General features: G+C 57.4%; 14 protein-coding genes. All 14 read right to left on the reverse strand.

Annotated features, from left to right (window positions below; genetic code table 11):
• Positions 1 to 129 precede the first annotated feature (129 nt).
• On the reverse strand, positions 130 to 525 hold the full coding sequence (locus tag G5B47_RS05285) for a diacylglycerol kinase family protein (RefSeq protein WP_165095059.1): 396 nt from the start codon (positions 523 to 525) through the stop codon (positions 130 to 132).
• A complete protein-coding gene (gene ybeY, locus G5B47_RS05290) occupies positions 525 to 1,019 on the reverse strand; it encodes an rRNA maturation RNase YbeY (protein WP_165095062.1) in 495 nt (164 codons plus the stop codon). Before ybeY ends, G5B47_RS05285 begins: the two co-directional genes overlap by 1 nt.
• The gene (locus tag G5B47_RS05295; RefSeq protein ID WP_165095064.1) at positions 1,016 to 3,277 is read right to left on the reverse strand and encodes an HD family phosphohydrolase; all 2,262 of its coding nucleotides are present in this window, start codon (positions 3,275 to 3,277) and stop codon (positions 1,016 to 1,018) included. Before G5B47_RS05295 ends, ybeY begins: the two co-directional genes overlap by 4 nt.
• 14 nt (positions 3,278 to 3,291) lie before the next feature.
• Positions 3,292 to 4,263 carry a PhoH family protein gene (locus G5B47_RS05300; protein WP_165095067.1) on the reverse strand — a complete coding sequence of 324 codons (972 nt, stop codon included), beginning with the start codon at positions 4,261 to 4,263 and terminating at the stop codon, positions 3,292 to 3,294.
• Between the two features lie 6 nt (positions 4,264 to 4,269).
• Complete coding sequence (gene yqfD, locus G5B47_RS05305) at positions 4,270 to 5,460, reverse strand: sporulation protein YqfD (RefSeq protein WP_165095070.1); 1,191 nt, start codon at positions 5,458 to 5,460, stop codon at positions 4,270 to 4,272.
• Positions 5,457 to 5,750: a sporulation protein YqfC gene (gene yqfC / locus G5B47_RS05310; RefSeq protein WP_025335920.1), complete on the reverse strand. Its 294-nt coding sequence runs from the start codon at positions 5,748 to 5,750 to the stop codon at positions 5,457 to 5,459. Before yqfC ends, yqfD begins: the two co-directional genes overlap by 4 nt.
• A gap of 254 nt (positions 5,751 to 6,004) precedes the next feature.
• Positions 6,005 to 6,601, reverse strand: coding sequence for a hypothetical protein (locus tag G5B47_RS05315; protein WP_165095073.1), 597 nt, complete (start codon positions 6,599 to 6,601; stop codon positions 6,005 to 6,007).
• A gap of 31 nt (positions 6,602 to 6,632) precedes the next feature.
• A complete protein-coding gene (floA, locus tag G5B47_RS05320) occupies positions 6,633 to 7,631 on the reverse strand; it encodes a flotillin-like protein FloA (RefSeq protein WP_165095075.1) in 999 nt (332 codons plus the stop codon).
• A 63-nt stretch (positions 7,632 to 7,694) separates the two neighbouring features.
• On the reverse strand, positions 7,695 to 9,047 hold the full coding sequence (locus tag G5B47_RS05325) for an NfeD family protein (protein ID WP_165095522.1): 1,353 nt from the start codon (positions 9,045 to 9,047) through the stop codon (positions 7,695 to 7,697).
• A 222-nt stretch (positions 9,048 to 9,269) separates the two neighbouring features.
• Positions 9,270 to 9,713, reverse strand: a complete 444-nt coding sequence (locus tag G5B47_RS05330; RefSeq protein ID WP_025335924.1) for a GatB/YqeY domain-containing protein — start codon at positions 9,711 to 9,713, stop codon at positions 9,270 to 9,272.
• A gap of 15 nt (positions 9,714 to 9,728) precedes the next feature.
• Positions 9,729 to 9,902 carry a 30S ribosomal protein S21 gene (gene rpsU, locus G5B47_RS05335; RefSeq protein ID WP_005547957.1) on the reverse strand — a complete coding sequence of 58 codons (174 nt, stop codon included), beginning with the start codon at positions 9,900 to 9,902 and terminating at the stop codon, positions 9,729 to 9,731.
• 140 nt (positions 9,903 to 10,042) lie between these two features.
• A complete protein-coding gene (locus tag G5B47_RS05340) occupies positions 10,043 to 10,402 on the reverse strand; it encodes a histidine triad nucleotide-binding protein (protein ID WP_025335925.1) in 360 nt (119 codons plus the stop codon).
• Positions 10,403 to 10,848: 446 nt separating this feature from the next.
• The gene (locus G5B47_RS05345; RefSeq protein WP_165095078.1) at positions 10,849 to 14,379 is read right to left on the reverse strand and encodes an AAA family ATPase; all 3,531 of its coding nucleotides are present in this window, start codon (positions 14,377 to 14,379) and stop codon (positions 10,849 to 10,851) included.
• A complete protein-coding gene (locus G5B47_RS05350; RefSeq protein ID WP_165095081.1) occupies positions 14,376 to 15,557 on the reverse strand; it encodes an exonuclease SbcCD subunit D in 1,182 nt (393 codons plus the stop codon). The genes G5B47_RS05345 and G5B47_RS05350 overlap by 4 nt, the downstream gene beginning before the upstream one ends.
• Positions 15,558 to 15,767 lie beyond the last annotated feature (210 nt).

Genomic DNA, 15,767 nt, shown 5'->3' on the forward strand with positions numbered 1-15,767 from the left:
ATAGACCTCTTGAGTATTCTTCGGCAAAACTTGCCTCGGATTACGATACTAAAAAACGAAACAAAGACAAAGATGGCGGAACCGCCTAACGGCTTATCCGCCTGTTCCGCCTGTAAAGTTGTAGTCTGATTATGACATAAATCCGGCAAACCAGTCCATCACCGGACGATAAAATACATAAATCCCCGAGATAACGGCAAACGCCGCTGTCAGGAACACGGCTCCCGCAGCGGTATCCTTGGCCGCCTTGGCCAAGGGATGAAGCTCCGGCGATACAAGGTCGACCACCGACTCGATCGCCGTATTGATCAGCTCGGCCGCCAGCACGAGCGTGATGGCCAGGAGAAGCAGCATCCAATCCCCCGGCGGAACGCGAAAGAGTGCGGCAAGCAGCAGCACGAGAATGGCGAAGCCGGTATGCACTCTCATATTCTGTTCGGTCCGAAAGGCTTGTCTGATCCCCTGGGCCGCATACCAAAAGGACTTCCAAAAACGTTTGGGTCCTGCCGCCGTATTTTTGGGCATCAGCGGGTCAACCCTACCTGGGACAGCACCTGCTCCTGCTTGCCCATCATTTCCGACTCGGATGCTTCATCCTGATGATCATAGCCGAGCAGATGCAGAAACCCGTGTACGAACAGAAATCCCAGCTCCCGCTCCAGCGAATGGCCGTATTCCTCCGCCTGCTCCTTGGCGCGGGTGACGGAAATGATAATATCGCCGAGCATATCGGGAATGCCTTCTGCATCGTCCTCGTCCATTTCATAGACGATTTCAGGCTCGTCCTCTCCGGATTCGTTCAGCGCGAAGGACAGCACATCGGTGGGCCGGTCAATGCCCCGATACTCCCTGTTCAGCTCATGAATCCGCTTGTTGTCGACAAAAGTCAGATCCACTTCGCCGCTGTCGACTCCTTCCTGCTTACCCGCTTTTTGCAGAATGTCTTCCAGCAGCGAGATCAGCCGATCGTCGATTTCCATTTCCTCTTGCTCATTGTTCCAAACCAGCTGCAGGCTCATGCGTTAACGGCCCCCTCCTCTTTTTTCGGCTTCTTCGCTTCCTCCGGATATTCGATACGCGAATGGAAGATGCCCATCACCGTTTCTTTCAGTGTCCGGGCGATAATGTCCAGCTCTTTCAGCGTCAGATCGCATTCGTCGAATTGATGATCATCCAGCCGGCTCTTGATAATTTTCTCGATCATCGTCTCCACCTGGTTAACCGTAGGACTGCGCAGGGAGCGGACGGCCGCCTCCACACTGTCGGCTATGCCGATTACCGCGGATTCCTTGGACTGCGCCTTCGGGCCGGGGTAGCGGAAATCGTCTTCGGTGAAATCGGGTTCGAGGCCTTTTTCTTCCGCCTGCCGCAGTGCTTTATGATAAAAATAATGCAGGAACGTCGTGCCGTGATGCTGCTCCGCGATATCTCTGATCGGCTTGGGCAGCTTGTATTCCTTCAGCATTTCCACCCCATCGCGGGCATGGGCTATGATAATCGATTTGCTCAGCTTCGGTTCTATGGAATCATGCGGATTCTCCATATTGTTCTGGTTCTCGATAAAATAGAATGGGCGCTTCGTCTTGCCGATATCGTGATAATACGAACCGACCCGGCAGAGCAGCCCGTCCGCTCCGATCGCCTCGGCCGCCGCCTCTGACAGATTGCCGACCATTACGCTGTGATGATAGGTGCCCGGCGTTTCCGTCAGCAGCTTGCGCAGCAGCGGATGGTTCGGGTTCGACAGCTCCACCAGCTTGAGCGCGGACAGAATGCCGAATGTCGATTCAAAAAAAGGCATAAGGCCGATAACGAGCACAACCGTCAGCAGACCTCCGGCAAAAGCAAATCCGATCGCATACAGCGTATGAATCTGCTGCCAGTCGCCGCCCCCGAGCAAATGGAGCATAAAGACGGTAAGCGATCCGAACAGACAGACCATGATCCCGCCCTTAAGCAGCGTCGTTCGCTGCCCCGCCCGGTGAGTGGCGAATACGGCAACAAAGGATACAACCAGCGCAAAGAAACCAAAATTGAAATCAAAAATCGTATTCTGCTGCACATTCAAAATAATGCTGGCCAAGGCCGCAAACAGAATGGAGCAGAAGTAGGCCAGCGTAATATCCAGCAGCAGCGCAACCAGCATCGCCCCGATGGCGACCGGCGCCAGAAAGCCCATAAACGGCCGCGTATCTGTCTGCAGAAATGCCGCAAGGCGCAAGGAGATAATGGTAATCAAAAAGACAATCACCAGCATCAGCAGCTGGGAATTGTTATACTTGAAGCCCGACGAGCCGGAAGCGCCAGAGTGCCGGATAAACATCAGCAGGCCGACCGATAAAATTCCGGCAAGGATCAGCAGGCCAAGCTGAGGCCAGTAGTTGACATTACTGCGCAAAAGGCCATTCTCGTCCAGCAGCTGATACAGCTCCGGCGTGATCCGCTGGCCCTTGGCCACGAGCACTTCGCCCTGCTCGATATATACAGGGGGAGTATTCTCCCGGGCCTGAACCTCGGCTTCCTTGGTCGCGTCCTCATCATAAAATCTATTGGCCGTGATTGCAGCGCGCGCCAGCTCCTGAACCACTTCCCGGGCCGTGCGCTGGGAAAGGGAACTGATGCTGACCTGCTCAGCCACCTTGGCCCGGGCAGCATTAGCGTCGGATATCTGGTCATTCATCAGCCTGCTGACGATATCCCGGGCAACTGGCTTCATCTCGATGATGTCCTGCGAGGTCAGCCGGGGGATTTTAATATACGTCTCCTCCGGGATCGAATAGGCCTGCTGCCGGATAACCTTCTGCATTTCATTGAGCAAATTGTCCGAGTATACTCCGCCGCTTCGGCTGGACGCGACAAAATTAAGAATGAAATCATTCACCCTCTGCGGAATCTCTTCCCGGTAGATGGAGGTCTTGTCGCTTTGAGAAATGGTATCGTCCTGATTCAGACGGTCGATGCGGTCCAGCAGTGAGGTGACAAGGCTCTCCGACCGGAGCGGGATGATCTGATATTTGGGCTGCACGTTCTCGGCCGCCTGTTCCTGCGCCTTCAGCGTCGCTTTTTTATCCTGAATCTGCATCGGCGCCACAATTTCCTTGGCACTGTTCGTTCCTTCTTTGATGTCATACCGTTTGGGCAGCAGGTCCGGAGACAAGCTGAAATATACCAGAATGCCCAGCAGCAGAAATAGAGCATAGCGCGTAACGGCGCTATACTTCCATCCGCTCACATTATATGAGAACCCGCTGAATTTCGACGGTTGTTTCGAAGCCATGGTGACAGTCCCCTTTATTCAAGGTTTTCGGCTGAATGTTCATAAGCAGCGATAATTTTCTGCACCAGGGAATGCCGCACTACATCCTGTTCCGCAAAATATACGAACCCGATATCCTCAATGTTGGCCAAGACCGTATTCGCCTCGATCAGGCCCGATTTCTTGCCCCGGGGCAAATCGATTTGAGTCACGTCGCCCGTAATGACCATCTTCGAGCCGAAGCCGAGCCGGGTAAGGAACATCTTCATCTGTTCGGGCGTCGTATTCTGGGCTTCATCAAGGATAATAAACGAGTCGTCAAGCGTACGGCCGCGCATATAAGCCAAAGGCGCAATCTCGATCAGCCCGCGCTCCAGCGCCTTGGCTACCTGATCCGGACCCATCACATCATACAGGGCGTCATACAGCGGCCGAAGATACGGGTCTACCTTCTCTTGCAGATCTCCCGGCAAAAAGCCAAGGCTTTCCCCGGCTTCCACAGCCGGACGAGTCAGAACTATGCGTTTGACCGAGCCTTCCTTCAAGGCCGCAACCGCCAGTACGACAGCTAGATACGTCTTCCCTGTTCCTGCCGGGCCGATGCCGAATACGATGTCCCGTTTCTTGATCGTTGTTACATAATGCTTCTGTCCGATCGTCTTGACCCGGATCGGTTTGCCGCGGAATGTCGTGGTGATTTCGCCCTTGAACAGATCCAGCAGCTGATCGGCGCGGAAATCCTTGGCCAGCTCTACGGCATACTGCACATCCCGCTCGCTCAGGATATATCCACTTCGTATAAGGGACAGCAGCGACTGAAACAGCTGGGCCAGCATGTCCACTTCCCTTTCCCCGCCGCGCACCGTCAGCTCGGCTTCACGCGAGTCGATACGGGCAGGAATTTCACTCTCGATCAGCTTTAAAAATCCGTCCTGCGGACCGAAAAGCGCCAGCGCTTCTCCCGCATTTTGCAAAGATATGCTTATGCTTGCAGTCTTGTCTGACAAATAGCCTCATTCTCCTCGGTTATATACTATCGGAAGCTCTTCCGTAATTCTTTCTTCGACTTCAAAAAGCACTTTCATATAAACTTTACCATTCTCTTTCTTCTCATGCAAAATTTTTTGGCTTTTGATGACACTGTCGCTGCCGTAACGGGCTGCAATATCGGCCGCCGCGCGGCCCAGCCCTTCCTTCTTCGCCGCTTCCGGCGTTACCGTTTCCCGGGTCTCATTGACTTCCATTTCTTTCTCTGTCATCCAGCCAAACGGCAGCCGGGTACCCCGCCAGGTCAGCGGATCAAGCTCGGTCAGCGTGCGTGACGCCGTAAAGGACGATTTGCCGTAACCCCACAGCTGTACCGCCCAGCTGCCGAGAACGAGATAGGTTCTGTCCTTGCGCTCCCCGGTATAGGCGGTGTGCTTTTTTTCCAGCGGAACCTCGATATTGTACTCATGCCATACCAGTCCCTTGACTTCTCCTTTGGCAACGACCGCCTGCATGTTAGCCTCGTCGCCGATGATCCCGGAAATGAGAACTTCCCCTTTTTTTACTCTCGCGTTGCGCTGGACTACGGGCCTGCCCTGTTCGGCGTAAATGTCGGTAATGACCGCATCGGTGCGGCTGATGAGATGCCGGGGACTATTCAGCGGCTTAGCCTCGGGGAGCTTAGCTTCGACAATCTGGATTTTGACGAATGTGCCGTTCCGCTCGATACCGACCCACGATACTCCCGGAAGCCGGGCCGCCAGGTGCTTGGAAAGCTTGTCCGGCGAATCCATACGCCAAATCCATTGATACGGATAAACCCCTTCCTTCCGGGCGGCATCCAGCACATCCTCCGACGCCAGGCGGTCATTTCCCTCCACCCGAACGGTCCAGACCAGAGAGCTTAGCATGACGAGAACAATACCGAACAGCAGCAGGCCCGCGGCAAAAAACTTCCGTTTCCACAGCCTCGCCGCCACGAACGGCATTCCGATCCGTCCCGTTATATGCATCCTGCAGCCTGTCTGCTTCAGCAGCGGCCGGAGAGCGTAAAAATCGTCCAGCAGCAGCCGGAGACTGACTCCTTTTCCGGTCGCTTTTACATTCCAGATGACAATCCCCGCTTCGGTGACGGCATTGATAAACCCTTCGGTCCGATCGCCAGTAATATGCAGCGCTACAGCCCCCCGAAGCCATGACAGTGGCGGCTCCTTCATCGCTTCTCCCCGCTTTCCTTATATCTGATTTCCCCGATCACGCCCTCCACCGCCAGCTCTCTTCCCAGAATGGAAGTGATGACAAGCCCTTCTCCGGCGATTTCCAGCGATCCCTTGGCAAGCTTAATCGTGAGCTGTCCGGGGGAAAAATTAAGTACGCCTTTGTGGTTCTCTATTACCATTTCCTTATTACCGATGAGGGTGATCCGGGGCATGTCGCTTAGCAGGTCCTGCGGCAAATCCAGCATCCCGTTTGTCCATCCCCGCAGACTGCGGCCAATCCGGGTCATATGTAGACGCTCCCCCTTCCTGTACTGTACACCTTATGCGTTAGGAAGCCGTTTTATGAAAGCCGGTAGGATTGAATTCGCCTGTAAGAAGTCTGGTAAAAAAAGAAAAACGGGCGCTCCCCCGCACCCTGAACCCGCCATCCTTTGAGAGATGGAAGATTCGTAAGCTGCGGATGAAACACCCGTTTAAAGACCGATTCGTTCTTATACGATTAAGATTAAAAAAGACGCGGCAAGGCGAGAGCCCGCTGCGCTCACGGCCGGCGGGAATTCATGGACCTGCGGGAGCGCGGAGGGCCGAGGATTTCGGCCCAAACGAGCCCGCTGCGCGGATCGCCGTCCAGAGACGGCAGCTTGCTAGCGGATGCAGCCGAAGCGCTGCGGGCTGCAGAGTCCTGCCCGATCCCTCCGCTGTCCATATCACTGGATATCCGGTCCAGCGCTCGGTGTACGCGTTCCAGCTCGCGCCGCATGCGTTCCTGCCGGACCTCAACACCGTCCTCTTCCTCGGGCTGCTCCAGCGAAGCCCCTTCGCCCGTCTCGTAATCCGGAGTCGGAAAGAGGGCAGGCTCGGGGAACGCCGGCGCCATGCCGGGTTCGCGGCCTTCATCCGTGCGTTCCGCCTGCTGTGCTGAAGGTACAGGGGCGGGGAAGCCGCTGCCCTGCGATTCCGCCTTCCCGCCCCTATCGGGCAGACCGGACCCTTGGCGGCGCAGAGGCCCCTCACCCGGACCGCTGCCAAACGGCGGCATTGCGCCTCGCGGCCCTTTTCTGTTTTTATTTTTACTCGTCTTGTTGAACTGGGACACTAACGCAAAAATAATGACCGCAATGACATAGATCCAGCTCATGGGGCTTCATCTCCCCTGCTTGTTGTGTTCATTATTTACCGCTCTTGGAACCGTCGTTATCCTGATCGCCCATTTTGCCGATCGAACCGCGCATCTGCGTGTCAGCTTCGATGTTTTTCAGATTCATATAATCCATGACACCGATCTGGCCTGCTCGCAGCGCTTCTGCCATAGCCAGCGGCACTTTTGATTCGGATTCGACGACCAGGGCTTTCATCTCGACGACGCGGGCCTTCATTTCCTGCTCTTGCGCTACGGCCATCGCCCGGCGTTCCTCAGCCTTGGCCTGGGCGATCCGCTTGTCAGCTTCGGCTTGTTCTGTCTGCAGATAGGCGCCGATATTCTTGCCTACATCCACATCGGCGATATCGATGGACAGAATTTCAAACGCCGTTCCGGCATCGAGCCCTTTCTGGAGAACGGTGCGGGAGATCGAGTCCGGATTCTCCAGAACGTCCTTGTGCGAATTACTTGAACCTACTGTTGTGACGATCCCTTCGCCTACGCGGGCGATGATCGTCTCCTCGCCGGCGCCGCCGACGAGCCGATCGATATTGGCGCGGACGGTAACGCGCGCCTTCACCTTAACTTCGATCCCGTCGCGGGCAACCGCCGCCACGGTAGGCGTCTCGATGACACGCGGGTTAACGCTCATCTGAACAGCCTGGAGGACATCACGTCCGGCCAGATCAATGGCGGCCGCCCGGGTAAATTCCAGCGGGATATCCGCTCTTTGCGCGGCGATCAGCGCGTTAACAACACGGTCGACGTTGCCTCCCGCGAGGTAATGGCTCTCTAACTGGTTGATATTGAGGCCAAGACCCGCCTTGGTCGCTTTAATCAAAGGATTAACGATCCGGCTTGGCGTGACGCGGCGCAGCCGCATGGCGACCAGCGTAATAATGCTAATCCGGACGCCGGAGGCCAGAGCCGAAATCCACAGCATGAGCGGAAAGAAGCTTAGAAATACGCTCAAGACAATAATCACTACGACTGCGATCAGCAAGACGGTTATTAGGGATGGTTCCATTTGTACATCTGCCCTTTCTGCCTGACAAATTTGGATAATGACAACACACTTACATAGTTTACCTTATTCCCGCGTTTCCTTCACTACAATCCTGCCGCCTTCCACCTTGACGACGATAACGGGCGTATTCACACCGATAAATCCGCCCTCGGTGACCACATCCAGACGCTGCTCCGCAATAAGCGCCGTGCCCGATGGACGAAGCGGTGTAATGCTGATACCTATCTGGCCTAACAGCTCCGGCTTCTCAGGCGCCGGAATGAATCCTGCCTCCTTGCTAAGACTGTCGCTGAGAATGAACCGATTCCAGATCCCCCGCTCCTTGAATGCGATCACGAAGCAAATAATGACGACCACGGCAGCTGCAAGAGCAATGCCCAGACTGAACAGCGCATGCGTAAAGCTGTAAGCCGCCCGCACTACGCCCGCGATCAGACTGACGGAACCCAGGACGCCCAGAATGCCGAAGCTTGGCACGAACAGCTCCAGCACCATTAGAACGAGGCCGACGATAAACAGCAGCCATGTCTCTGCTCCAGCAAAGCCAGCCACATAATTCCCGAAGAAATACAGCACAAAAGCCAACGTCCCCAGAATGCCCGGAACCCCAAAGCCGGGAACGAGCAACTCGATCACCACTCCTGCGATTCCGATGAACAGCAGAATGGTCATAACCGCAGGATGGGTCAGAAATTGCGACAGCTTCTCCGCGCCGGTATGCTGCACGCGAAAAACATCATCGGTCGAATAGCCCAGCCAGGCCGCCGCCTCCTCCGGCGTATTCCGCGTGGCATCGGCAAAGCCCGCTTTCAGCGCTTCTTCGCTGGTCAGAGCGATAATCTCGCCCTTGCTTTTGTGAACTCCGAGTTCAGGCTTATCGACGACCAGATTGATGTCTGTCATTCCGGCAGCAATATCCGGATCGCGCCCGTTCAGCGCCGCCGCCCCTGCCATTTTTGATTTCCAGAACGACACCAGCTTGGCGTCTTCAACCCTTTTGCCGCTACTGTCGACAAGCGACGCCGAACCAATCATGCTGCCGGGCTTCATTACAATCTTCTTCGCGTTTAGCGCGATATAGCTTCCGGCGGAAGCCGCGTCTCCTTTGATAAAGGCAAGCGTCGGGATTTTGCTCTCCCTTACCATGCTTCCGATTTGCTCCGCACTGTCCACCCGTCCGCCCGGCGTGTCGATCTCCAGCACGATCAGCGAAGCGCCGTATTTCCCGGCTTCCTCGAAGCCCCGTTTCAAGAAGCTCTCCAGCCCCCGCTCGATTGCCTGGTCCACTGGCAAAATAAATACCGGACCCTTTTGCGGTCCGCTTCCTGCAGGCGGCGAGTCCGGGCTGCCGGCGGCCAAAGCCGCTCCAAGCGGTACGAACAGGAGCAGAAACAGAGCGCAAACGGCCAGCGTCATTTTCCGCAACCCCGTCACAGTCTTTCCCTCCAATCTACTTCAATTAGTTTCGATCATTTTTCCGGATAATATAATTGGCGGATATAATTTATTACGGGATAAACGGATCGGCGTTTCACCGAACATCCTGCAGAGCCTGGTGTTCCCTTCTCCGGCTTCACCGCAGATAAAATGCTGATAAAAAAGAAAAACACCCCTAAAACAGGGGTGTTTTACCTTATATTATTGCAGAAATTTCAGAACCGCCTGGTTCACGAGTTTACCATCAGCGCGGCCTTTGACTTTCGGCATCAGCGCGCTCATCACCTTACCCATTTCACTTTTCGAAGAAGCACCGGTTTCCTGGATGGTCTGCTGTACAATAACCTGAATTTCTTCTTCAGAAAGCTGTTCGGGAAGATATTCCTGAATAATCTCGATTTCTGCTTTATTCGTGGCAGCAAGCTCGTCACGACCCGCTTTTTCAAATTCTTGGAGGGCATCTTTGCGCTGTTTGATCTCACGACTAAGGATATCAAGCACTTCGTTGTCGTCTAATGCTCTTTTCAAATCTATCTCAAGATTCTTTATCGTCGAACGAACCATTCGAATCGTGGAGAGTTTGAACTTGTCCTTACTCTTCATCGCCTGCTTCATATCTTCGTTCAATCGTTCGCTAAGATTCATGCTTGGGTAATCCTCCTAAAACTTTCTCTTACGAGCAGCCTCGGACTTTTTCTTGCGCTTAACGCTTGGCTTTTCATAATGCTTGCGTTTCTTCACCTCAGCCAAGACGCCATCTTTAGCGATGGAACGTTTAAAGCGACGAAGTGCAGCATCAATTGTCTCGTTTTTGCGAACTTTCGTTTCAGACACCAGTTTTCCCTCCCTCCGACCAGACCGTCCAAGAGCATAACACGGTTCATCAAATTTCATTATAGGTCAAACCAAAATAGGGTGTCAACCTTCATGTCCATACTTTTTTTCGCAAAATGCCCAAGATTGCCGGTTGCCTGTTAAGCGTGGGAGTCGGAATTGCCCGTCAGCGCACCTAATTTCGCTCCCCCGACTAGGTGATAGTGCAGATGCGGAACCGCTTGCCCGCTGTCCGGACCGCAGTTGTTGATCAGACGGTACCCGGTTTCGGCAATGCCCAATTCTTTGGCGATCTGCTGCGCCACGCTATGCATTTCTCCGATCAGCGGCAAATCCTCGGGGGCCACCTCGTTCATGGACGGAATCGGTTTCTTGGGGATAATCAGCACATGCACAGGCGCGGCCGGCGCGATATCGTAAAATGCCAGAATCCGTTCATTCTCGAATACTTTGTTACAAGGGATACTTCCCTCAATAATTTTGCTAAAAATCGTTTCCATACCGCAGCTTCCTCCTAAAGGATAATTGAAGCGCCCTTTCCCGCTCAGGTTTGGGCCGTCCCTGACGAATCAGTCTTTCAGATCGCCGCAAAAAAATACCGCGGACGCGTCCGTCGTCACTATTCATTTATCATACAGGAATTTGTGTTTTTTCGAAAGCGAAGCGAAAAATGAACAGATATACAGCGTCCGTACTACAACGTAATACATTCCTTCCCATACTGTATCAGATACAGTGGAACTAAATTTTAAAATATCCCGGAAAAAGACAAAAAAAAAGAAACACCCTTCACAGCTTATAAAGCTGATTCGGCGGCGGACGTATGAAAAGGAAGTATTTCCCTGTCATACGTCCACCGAGGTGTTTCAAATGATGTCGGCTTAGCTGTATTATAACAGGGGGGTAACACTGTCTCTGTGACAGTTATCACAACCCCCTGCCCTTTTTAATTTTTTTCCAAAAGGATGCGGGAGCCTTCTCCGCCAGGCAAAGCGGGGACCACAATAAGCTTGCGGGCCAGTCTGGCGCGAAGCTCCGGAACGTGGCTGATGATGCCAACCGACAGCCGGTCATTATGCAGCCGCTCAAGCGAGGTGATCACAGTATCCAGCAGTTCGGGGTCCAGCGTGCCGAAGCCCTCGTCCAGGAAGAAAAATTGCAGCGGATATTGACCCCTAAGCTGAATCTGCGCGGACAGCGCAAGCGCAAGCGACAGCGAGGTCAGGAATGTCTCCCCGCCCGACAGCGTCGATACCGGCCGCTTGACTCCTCCGTTTCCGTCGTCGCGGATGACAAAGCCGCCGCCGGAATCAACCTCCAGCGCATAGCGCTGCCTGCTCAGGAAACGCAGCCGCTGCGAAGCCGACTGGCATACCTGCATCAGCTGCTCCTCCGCGATATATTCGACGAAGGCGTTGCCCCGCAGGCAGGACTGCAGCTTGGACAGCCGGCTCTGCAGGCTCTCATACTCGGACCGCTGGCTTTCCAGCTCCGTCCAGCGGATATGCCTTTGGCGCAAATCCTCCAGGTCCCGCTCTCCACGGGCCTTGGCCTGCAGCGCCGTTTCGTCGTCCTCCTTGCAGCGCCGAAGCTCCGCCTCGCATTCCCGCCATTCCTCCTCGGTCAGCGACGCTCCCCCGAGCTTCTCTTCGATATGGCGAAGCTGAAGCTTGACTTCCGCCTCGCCGTCACGGTGTGCCCGTACTTGTGCGGATGCCGCGTCGCGTGCTCCGTCATCCAGGACGGCCGCTTCGGCTTCAGCGGCAGCAGCAAACGGCGAAGCAGCCAGGCAAGCCTCCCAGCTCGATGCCGCGGCATCGCAGTGCTCGCGGGCGGAATCGGCCGCCTGGCGGGCGATTGCCGCCTCTCTGGCATCCTGCTGCGCCCGTTCCGCAGCGGCGCTGTGACGCCGTCTGCCTTCCTCTGAGGCTTCCTGAAGCTCCTGCAGGCGCCGCTCGCACTCCGCTAGCAGAGAACCGGCGGAGCGGCCCTCGGTCCACTGCTGCAGCCGCTGCTCCTTCTCGCGCAGCAGTTCCTCTTTGCCCGTAAGCTGAGCCGTGAGGCCGGCAAGCTCCTTATCCAGCTCGGCGATTCTTTCCTGCAGACTCTGCACCGAGGCGCTCTTCTCTTCCAGAAACTTTACGCTGATGTCCAGTCTGCCCCGGATTTCCTCGGCAGCTTCATCCTTGCGCCGAAGTTCCCCGTAAGCATGCTCCGCTTCGCCCGGCGCAAGCTGCGGGAACCGCTGCTCCCATTCCTGATGCAGAGCCGATAACTGCCGCTTTAGCGCTTCCGCCTTGGCCGCCGTCTGCTCCTCCCAGCTCCGTCCGGTATCGGCTTCGGCCGCTTCCTTCAGGAGACGCTGCTGCGACCGGCGGTCTTCCTCCTGCCACTTCGCCGCCTCGCGGCGCAGCTCCAGAGAGCGGCTCTGCAGGCTCGTCAGCTGCTCTTCGAGCTCCGCCACGCCATCTGCTGCCATCCATACAGCTTCTGCTTCGCCTACGGCTGCGGATGCACTCGGTACAGGATTCGGTCCCGGGGCCAGACCAGATTCAGTTAAGCCGGGGACCGCCCCCCGGCCAAGGGCCGCAGCCGCTTCGGTAAAGGCTGATGCGCCTTGTCCGCTTCCGGCCGGCAAAGCGCCCGCCGCAGCGGGAATCCCGGGGAAGGCGCCGGATTCACCGTACGCCTGCTCCAGCCAGGCGCGGTCCTGCTCCCGCAGGCTCCGCAGCGCGGCGCGCGCCTCAAGCGCGCGTCCCGCCAGCGCCTTCGCCTCCTGCAGCTTCCGCTCTTCGGCGGAAGCTTCGTCTCCGTCCCGAAGCGTTGCCGGCGACGGATGGTGGCTGCTGCCGCACACAGGGCACGGCGCCCCGTCCCGCAGCTCGCGGGAAAGCGCCAGCGACAGCCGGTGCAGCTCCCGCTCGCGGAGCGCGGCTTCCAGCGCCGCGCAGGTTTGTTCCAGCCGCCCGGCAGCGGCGGCTGCCGCCTCTTCCGCGGACGCCGCCCGCTCCAAATGCAGGGCGGCGTCCCGCACCGCGGCTGCGCGCGCTTCCGCCAGCCGCGACGCCTCCGCCTCGGCCTCCGCGAGGCGGGCACGGACCGCGCCGAGCGCAGCGGCGCGCTCCCGGCGGTCCCGCTCCGCCTGCTCCCACTGGGACTCGGCGGAGCGCAATCCCTGCAGGCTCTGCATCGCTTCCTGCAGAGCCTGCCGCTCCTGGGAGCGGACCTCAAGCGGCAGGAGGCTGCGCTGCAGCTCCTGCTGCCGCTTTTGGCCCTTGGCCAAAAGCTCCCGCTCCCGCGCCAGCGTCTCCCGCGAGGCTTCCTGCCCGCGGGAGGCCCCGGCCCGGCGCTCGGCAAGCTCCGCGAGCGCCTGCCGCAGCCCCTCGAGCTCGGCTTCGAGCTCGAGCGCCTGGCGCAGCCTAGCCTCGCGTTCGCGGAGGCCCGGCTCTTCCGCGGCAAGCGCGCCATGCGCTTGCCGCTCGGCCTCGGCGGCCTGGGCGGCTTCCCGCTCGGACGCCGCAAGATGCGCCTCCAGCCGCTCCGCCGCCGAGGCCCGGGCGCGCCAGGCCTCCTCCGCGGTTCGCCAGGCCTTCAGCGCGGGAGCGATCTTCGCGGCTTCCTCGCCTTTAAGCAGCCGCGACTCCAGAGCCGCGATCTGCTCTTCCCGTGCCCGAAGCTCCAGCAGCTGCGTCTCCCGGCGGGCCCGCTCCTCCTGCAGCTCGCGGATTCTGCCGAACCGCTCGAAGCGGCGGGCAGCCTCGTCCAATCGCTTCCGGCATTCAGCGGCATGACACACAGCTTCGCCAAGGCGCTCCTCTGCCGCCTTAACATCCTCCGCTCCGGCACTGCCCAGCCCCTGCTGCTCGGCCTCCACCGCGCGCAGCGCCGACTCGTTCTCCTTAACCCGGCGGCTGAGCTTTTGCGCCAGCTGGTCGCCGTACTGCTCCAAATGGAACAGCCGCTGAAGCATTTGTCTGCGGTCCACGCCCCGCAGCGACAGAAACTCGGCGAATTTTCCCTGCGGAAGGACGACCGCCCGGGTGAAATCGTCCATTTTCAGCCCGATTTTATCCTCGACGCAGCGCGTTACCTCCGCGAGCTTGTCCGCAATTACGGTTTCTCCGTCCGGGCCAATCTCGATGAAGCGGCTGACCGTATTGCTGACGGATTGTTCGCCCGTCCTCTTAAATCTCCGCTCCACCCGGTACCGGCTGCTGCCTTGGGAGGAAGCCAGCTCGAAGGTGAACGCCACGGCAAGGGTATCCTCGGAGTGGTTCATGATCCCCTGCGTCCCGTTCACCGCACGCTCCACCTTGCCGTACATCGCCAGCGTAATCGCGTCAAGCAAGCTTGACTTGCCGCTTCCCGTAGGGCCGAAAATGCCGAACAGTCCGGTCTCGCACAAACCGAGAAAATCGATCTCCTGACTTTCACGGTAGCTCTGCAGACCGCTTACTTTTAGTAGAATCGGCTTCATTTCGAATCCCCCGTCTCCTGCACGTCACGCTCTTCCTCAGCCAGCTCCAGAAACAGCTCCACCAGACTATCCTCCGGCTCCGCCCCCCCGGTCTGCCGCCGGTAAAACTTACGGAACAGCTCCTGAACCGGCATCCGGGAGCGAAGCGATGCTTCCAGTTCCTGTTCCATCTCCGGGTATACCGGCCGGATATGTACAATGCCTTCCCGCGACTTGCGCAGCCGCTGGATATCTCCCATCGACAGCGCCTCGTTCAGGCGGATTCGCAGATCGATGAACGCACTTTCGTCTCTGCCCTCGTCCAGCCACCGGTACACTTCCTCCAATCCGCCTTCGCAATCCCACTCCACCAGAGGGCGTCCGCAGCGGAGCAGAATTTCTTCCGGCTTCGCCTCCGCTCCGGGCGAAATGTCCAGCATCGTCACGGACTTGGCTTGCCCCGCCTCCGAGAAGCTGTACGCCAGCGGAGAACCGCTGTAGCGGATTATCCCTTCTCCTTTGACCTTCTGCGGCCGGTGAAGGTGGCCTAGCGCCGTATACTGCGCCCCGCATGCCAGCGCGGAAGGATCGACGGTATATGCACCGCCGACCTGGATCGGACGTTCGGAGTCGCATTCCACGCCGCCCAGCACATAGATGTGGCTCATCGCCAGATTCACCGTGTCTGGCCGGAATTCCCTGGACAGCTGCTTCATCAGGCGTCCTACCCGGGCACTGTATGCGAGCCTCAGTCCGGTTTCGTCGCTGTCTTCCGCCAGCAGCTCCCCGAGCCGGGCTTCGGAAGGATAGGGAAGAGCCGCGATAACAGCCGTTTCTCCGGTACGAGCCACCCGGACCGTCACCGGATCGCTTGCCGGCAGGCCGACAAGGGTGATGCCATGCCCGGAAACAAGCGGAGACACGGAGGATACCCGCTCGGGCTGGTCATGGTTGCCGGCAATAACGACTAGTTGCCTTCCGCCGGAGGCAAGCCTTGAAGCCGCTTCATAGAACAGTTGCTCGGCCGCAGCCGGAGGATTGACGGAGTCATAGACGTCCCCCGCTATCATAATGAGGTCCGCCCGTTCCTCTTCGGCAATGGCGACCAGCTCATCGATGAACGCTTCCTGCTCCTTCTGCCTGCTTCTTCCCTCCAGCGTGCGGCCCAGATGCCAGTCACCCGTATGCAAAATCCGCATATTCCCCCTCTTTCCCGCCCCTGCCGGGCGAATATAAGTATCGTAAACTTCCTTGCGGCACAAACCTGAAGTCAACCGTCCTTTGCCACAGAATCATTTAAATGGCGCAAGTACACTTCGGTTATGGCAGCCAATTAGTCGTCACTTCTTCCTTTGCCACAGAATTTAAATGGCGCAAGGGTCACGGCATGGACGGCTCACTCCGAATAA

The organism is Paenibacillus apii (genome assembly GCF_011043685.1).
GTDB lineage: Bacteria > Bacillota > Bacilli > Paenibacillales > Paenibacillaceae > Paenibacillus_AQ > Paenibacillus_AQ sabinae.

What these genes read in the sequence shown, in the direction of transcription:
- G5B47_RS05285 (WP_165095059.1), bottom strand. Translation starts at nt 525, where the DNA reads ATGCCCAAAAATACGGCGGCAGGACCCAAACGTTTTTGGAAGTCCTTT.
- ybeY (WP_165095062.1), bottom strand. Translation starts at nt 1,019, where the DNA reads ATGAGCCTGCAGCTGGTTTGGAACAATGAGCAAGAGGAAATGGAAATC.
- G5B47_RS05295 (WP_165095064.1), bottom strand. Translation starts at nt 3,277, where the DNA reads ATGGCTTCGAAACAACCGTCGAAATTCAGCGGGTTCTCATATAATGTG.
- yqfD (WP_165095070.1), bottom strand. Translation starts at nt 5,460, where the DNA reads ATGAAGGAGCCGCCACTGTCATGGCTTCGGGGGGCTGTAGCGCTGCAT.
- yqfC (WP_025335920.1), bottom strand. Translation starts at nt 5,750, where the DNA reads ATGACCCGGATTGGCCGCAGTCTGCGGGGATGGACAAACGGGATGCTG.
- G5B47_RS05315 (WP_165095073.1), bottom strand. Translation starts at nt 6,601, where the DNA reads ATGAGCTGGATCTATGTCATTGCGGTCATTATTTTTGCGTTAGTGTCC.
- floA (WP_165095075.1), bottom strand. Translation starts at nt 7,631, where the DNA reads ATGGAACCATCCCTAATAACCGTCTTGCTGATCGCAGTCGTAGTGATT.
- G5B47_RS05325 (WP_165095522.1), bottom strand. Translation starts at nt 9,047, where the DNA reads ATGACGCTGGCCGTTTGCGCTCTGTTTCTGCTCCTGTTCGTACCGCTT.
- G5B47_RS05330 (WP_025335924.1), bottom strand. Translation starts at nt 9,713, where the DNA reads ATGAATCTTAGCGAACGATTGAACGAAGATATGAAGCAGGCGATGAAG.
- G5B47_RS05340 (WP_025335925.1), bottom strand. Translation starts at nt 10,402, where the DNA reads ATGGAAACGATTTTTAGCAAAATTATTGAGGGAAGTATCCCTTGTAAC.
- G5B47_RS05345 (WP_165095078.1), bottom strand. Translation starts at nt 14,379, where the DNA reads ATGAAGCCGATTCTACTAAAAGTAAGCGGTCTGCAGAGCTACCGTGAA.
- G5B47_RS05350 (WP_165095081.1), bottom strand. Translation starts at nt 15,557, where the DNA reads ATGCGGATTTTGCATACGGGTGACTGGCATCTGGGCCGCACGCTGGAG.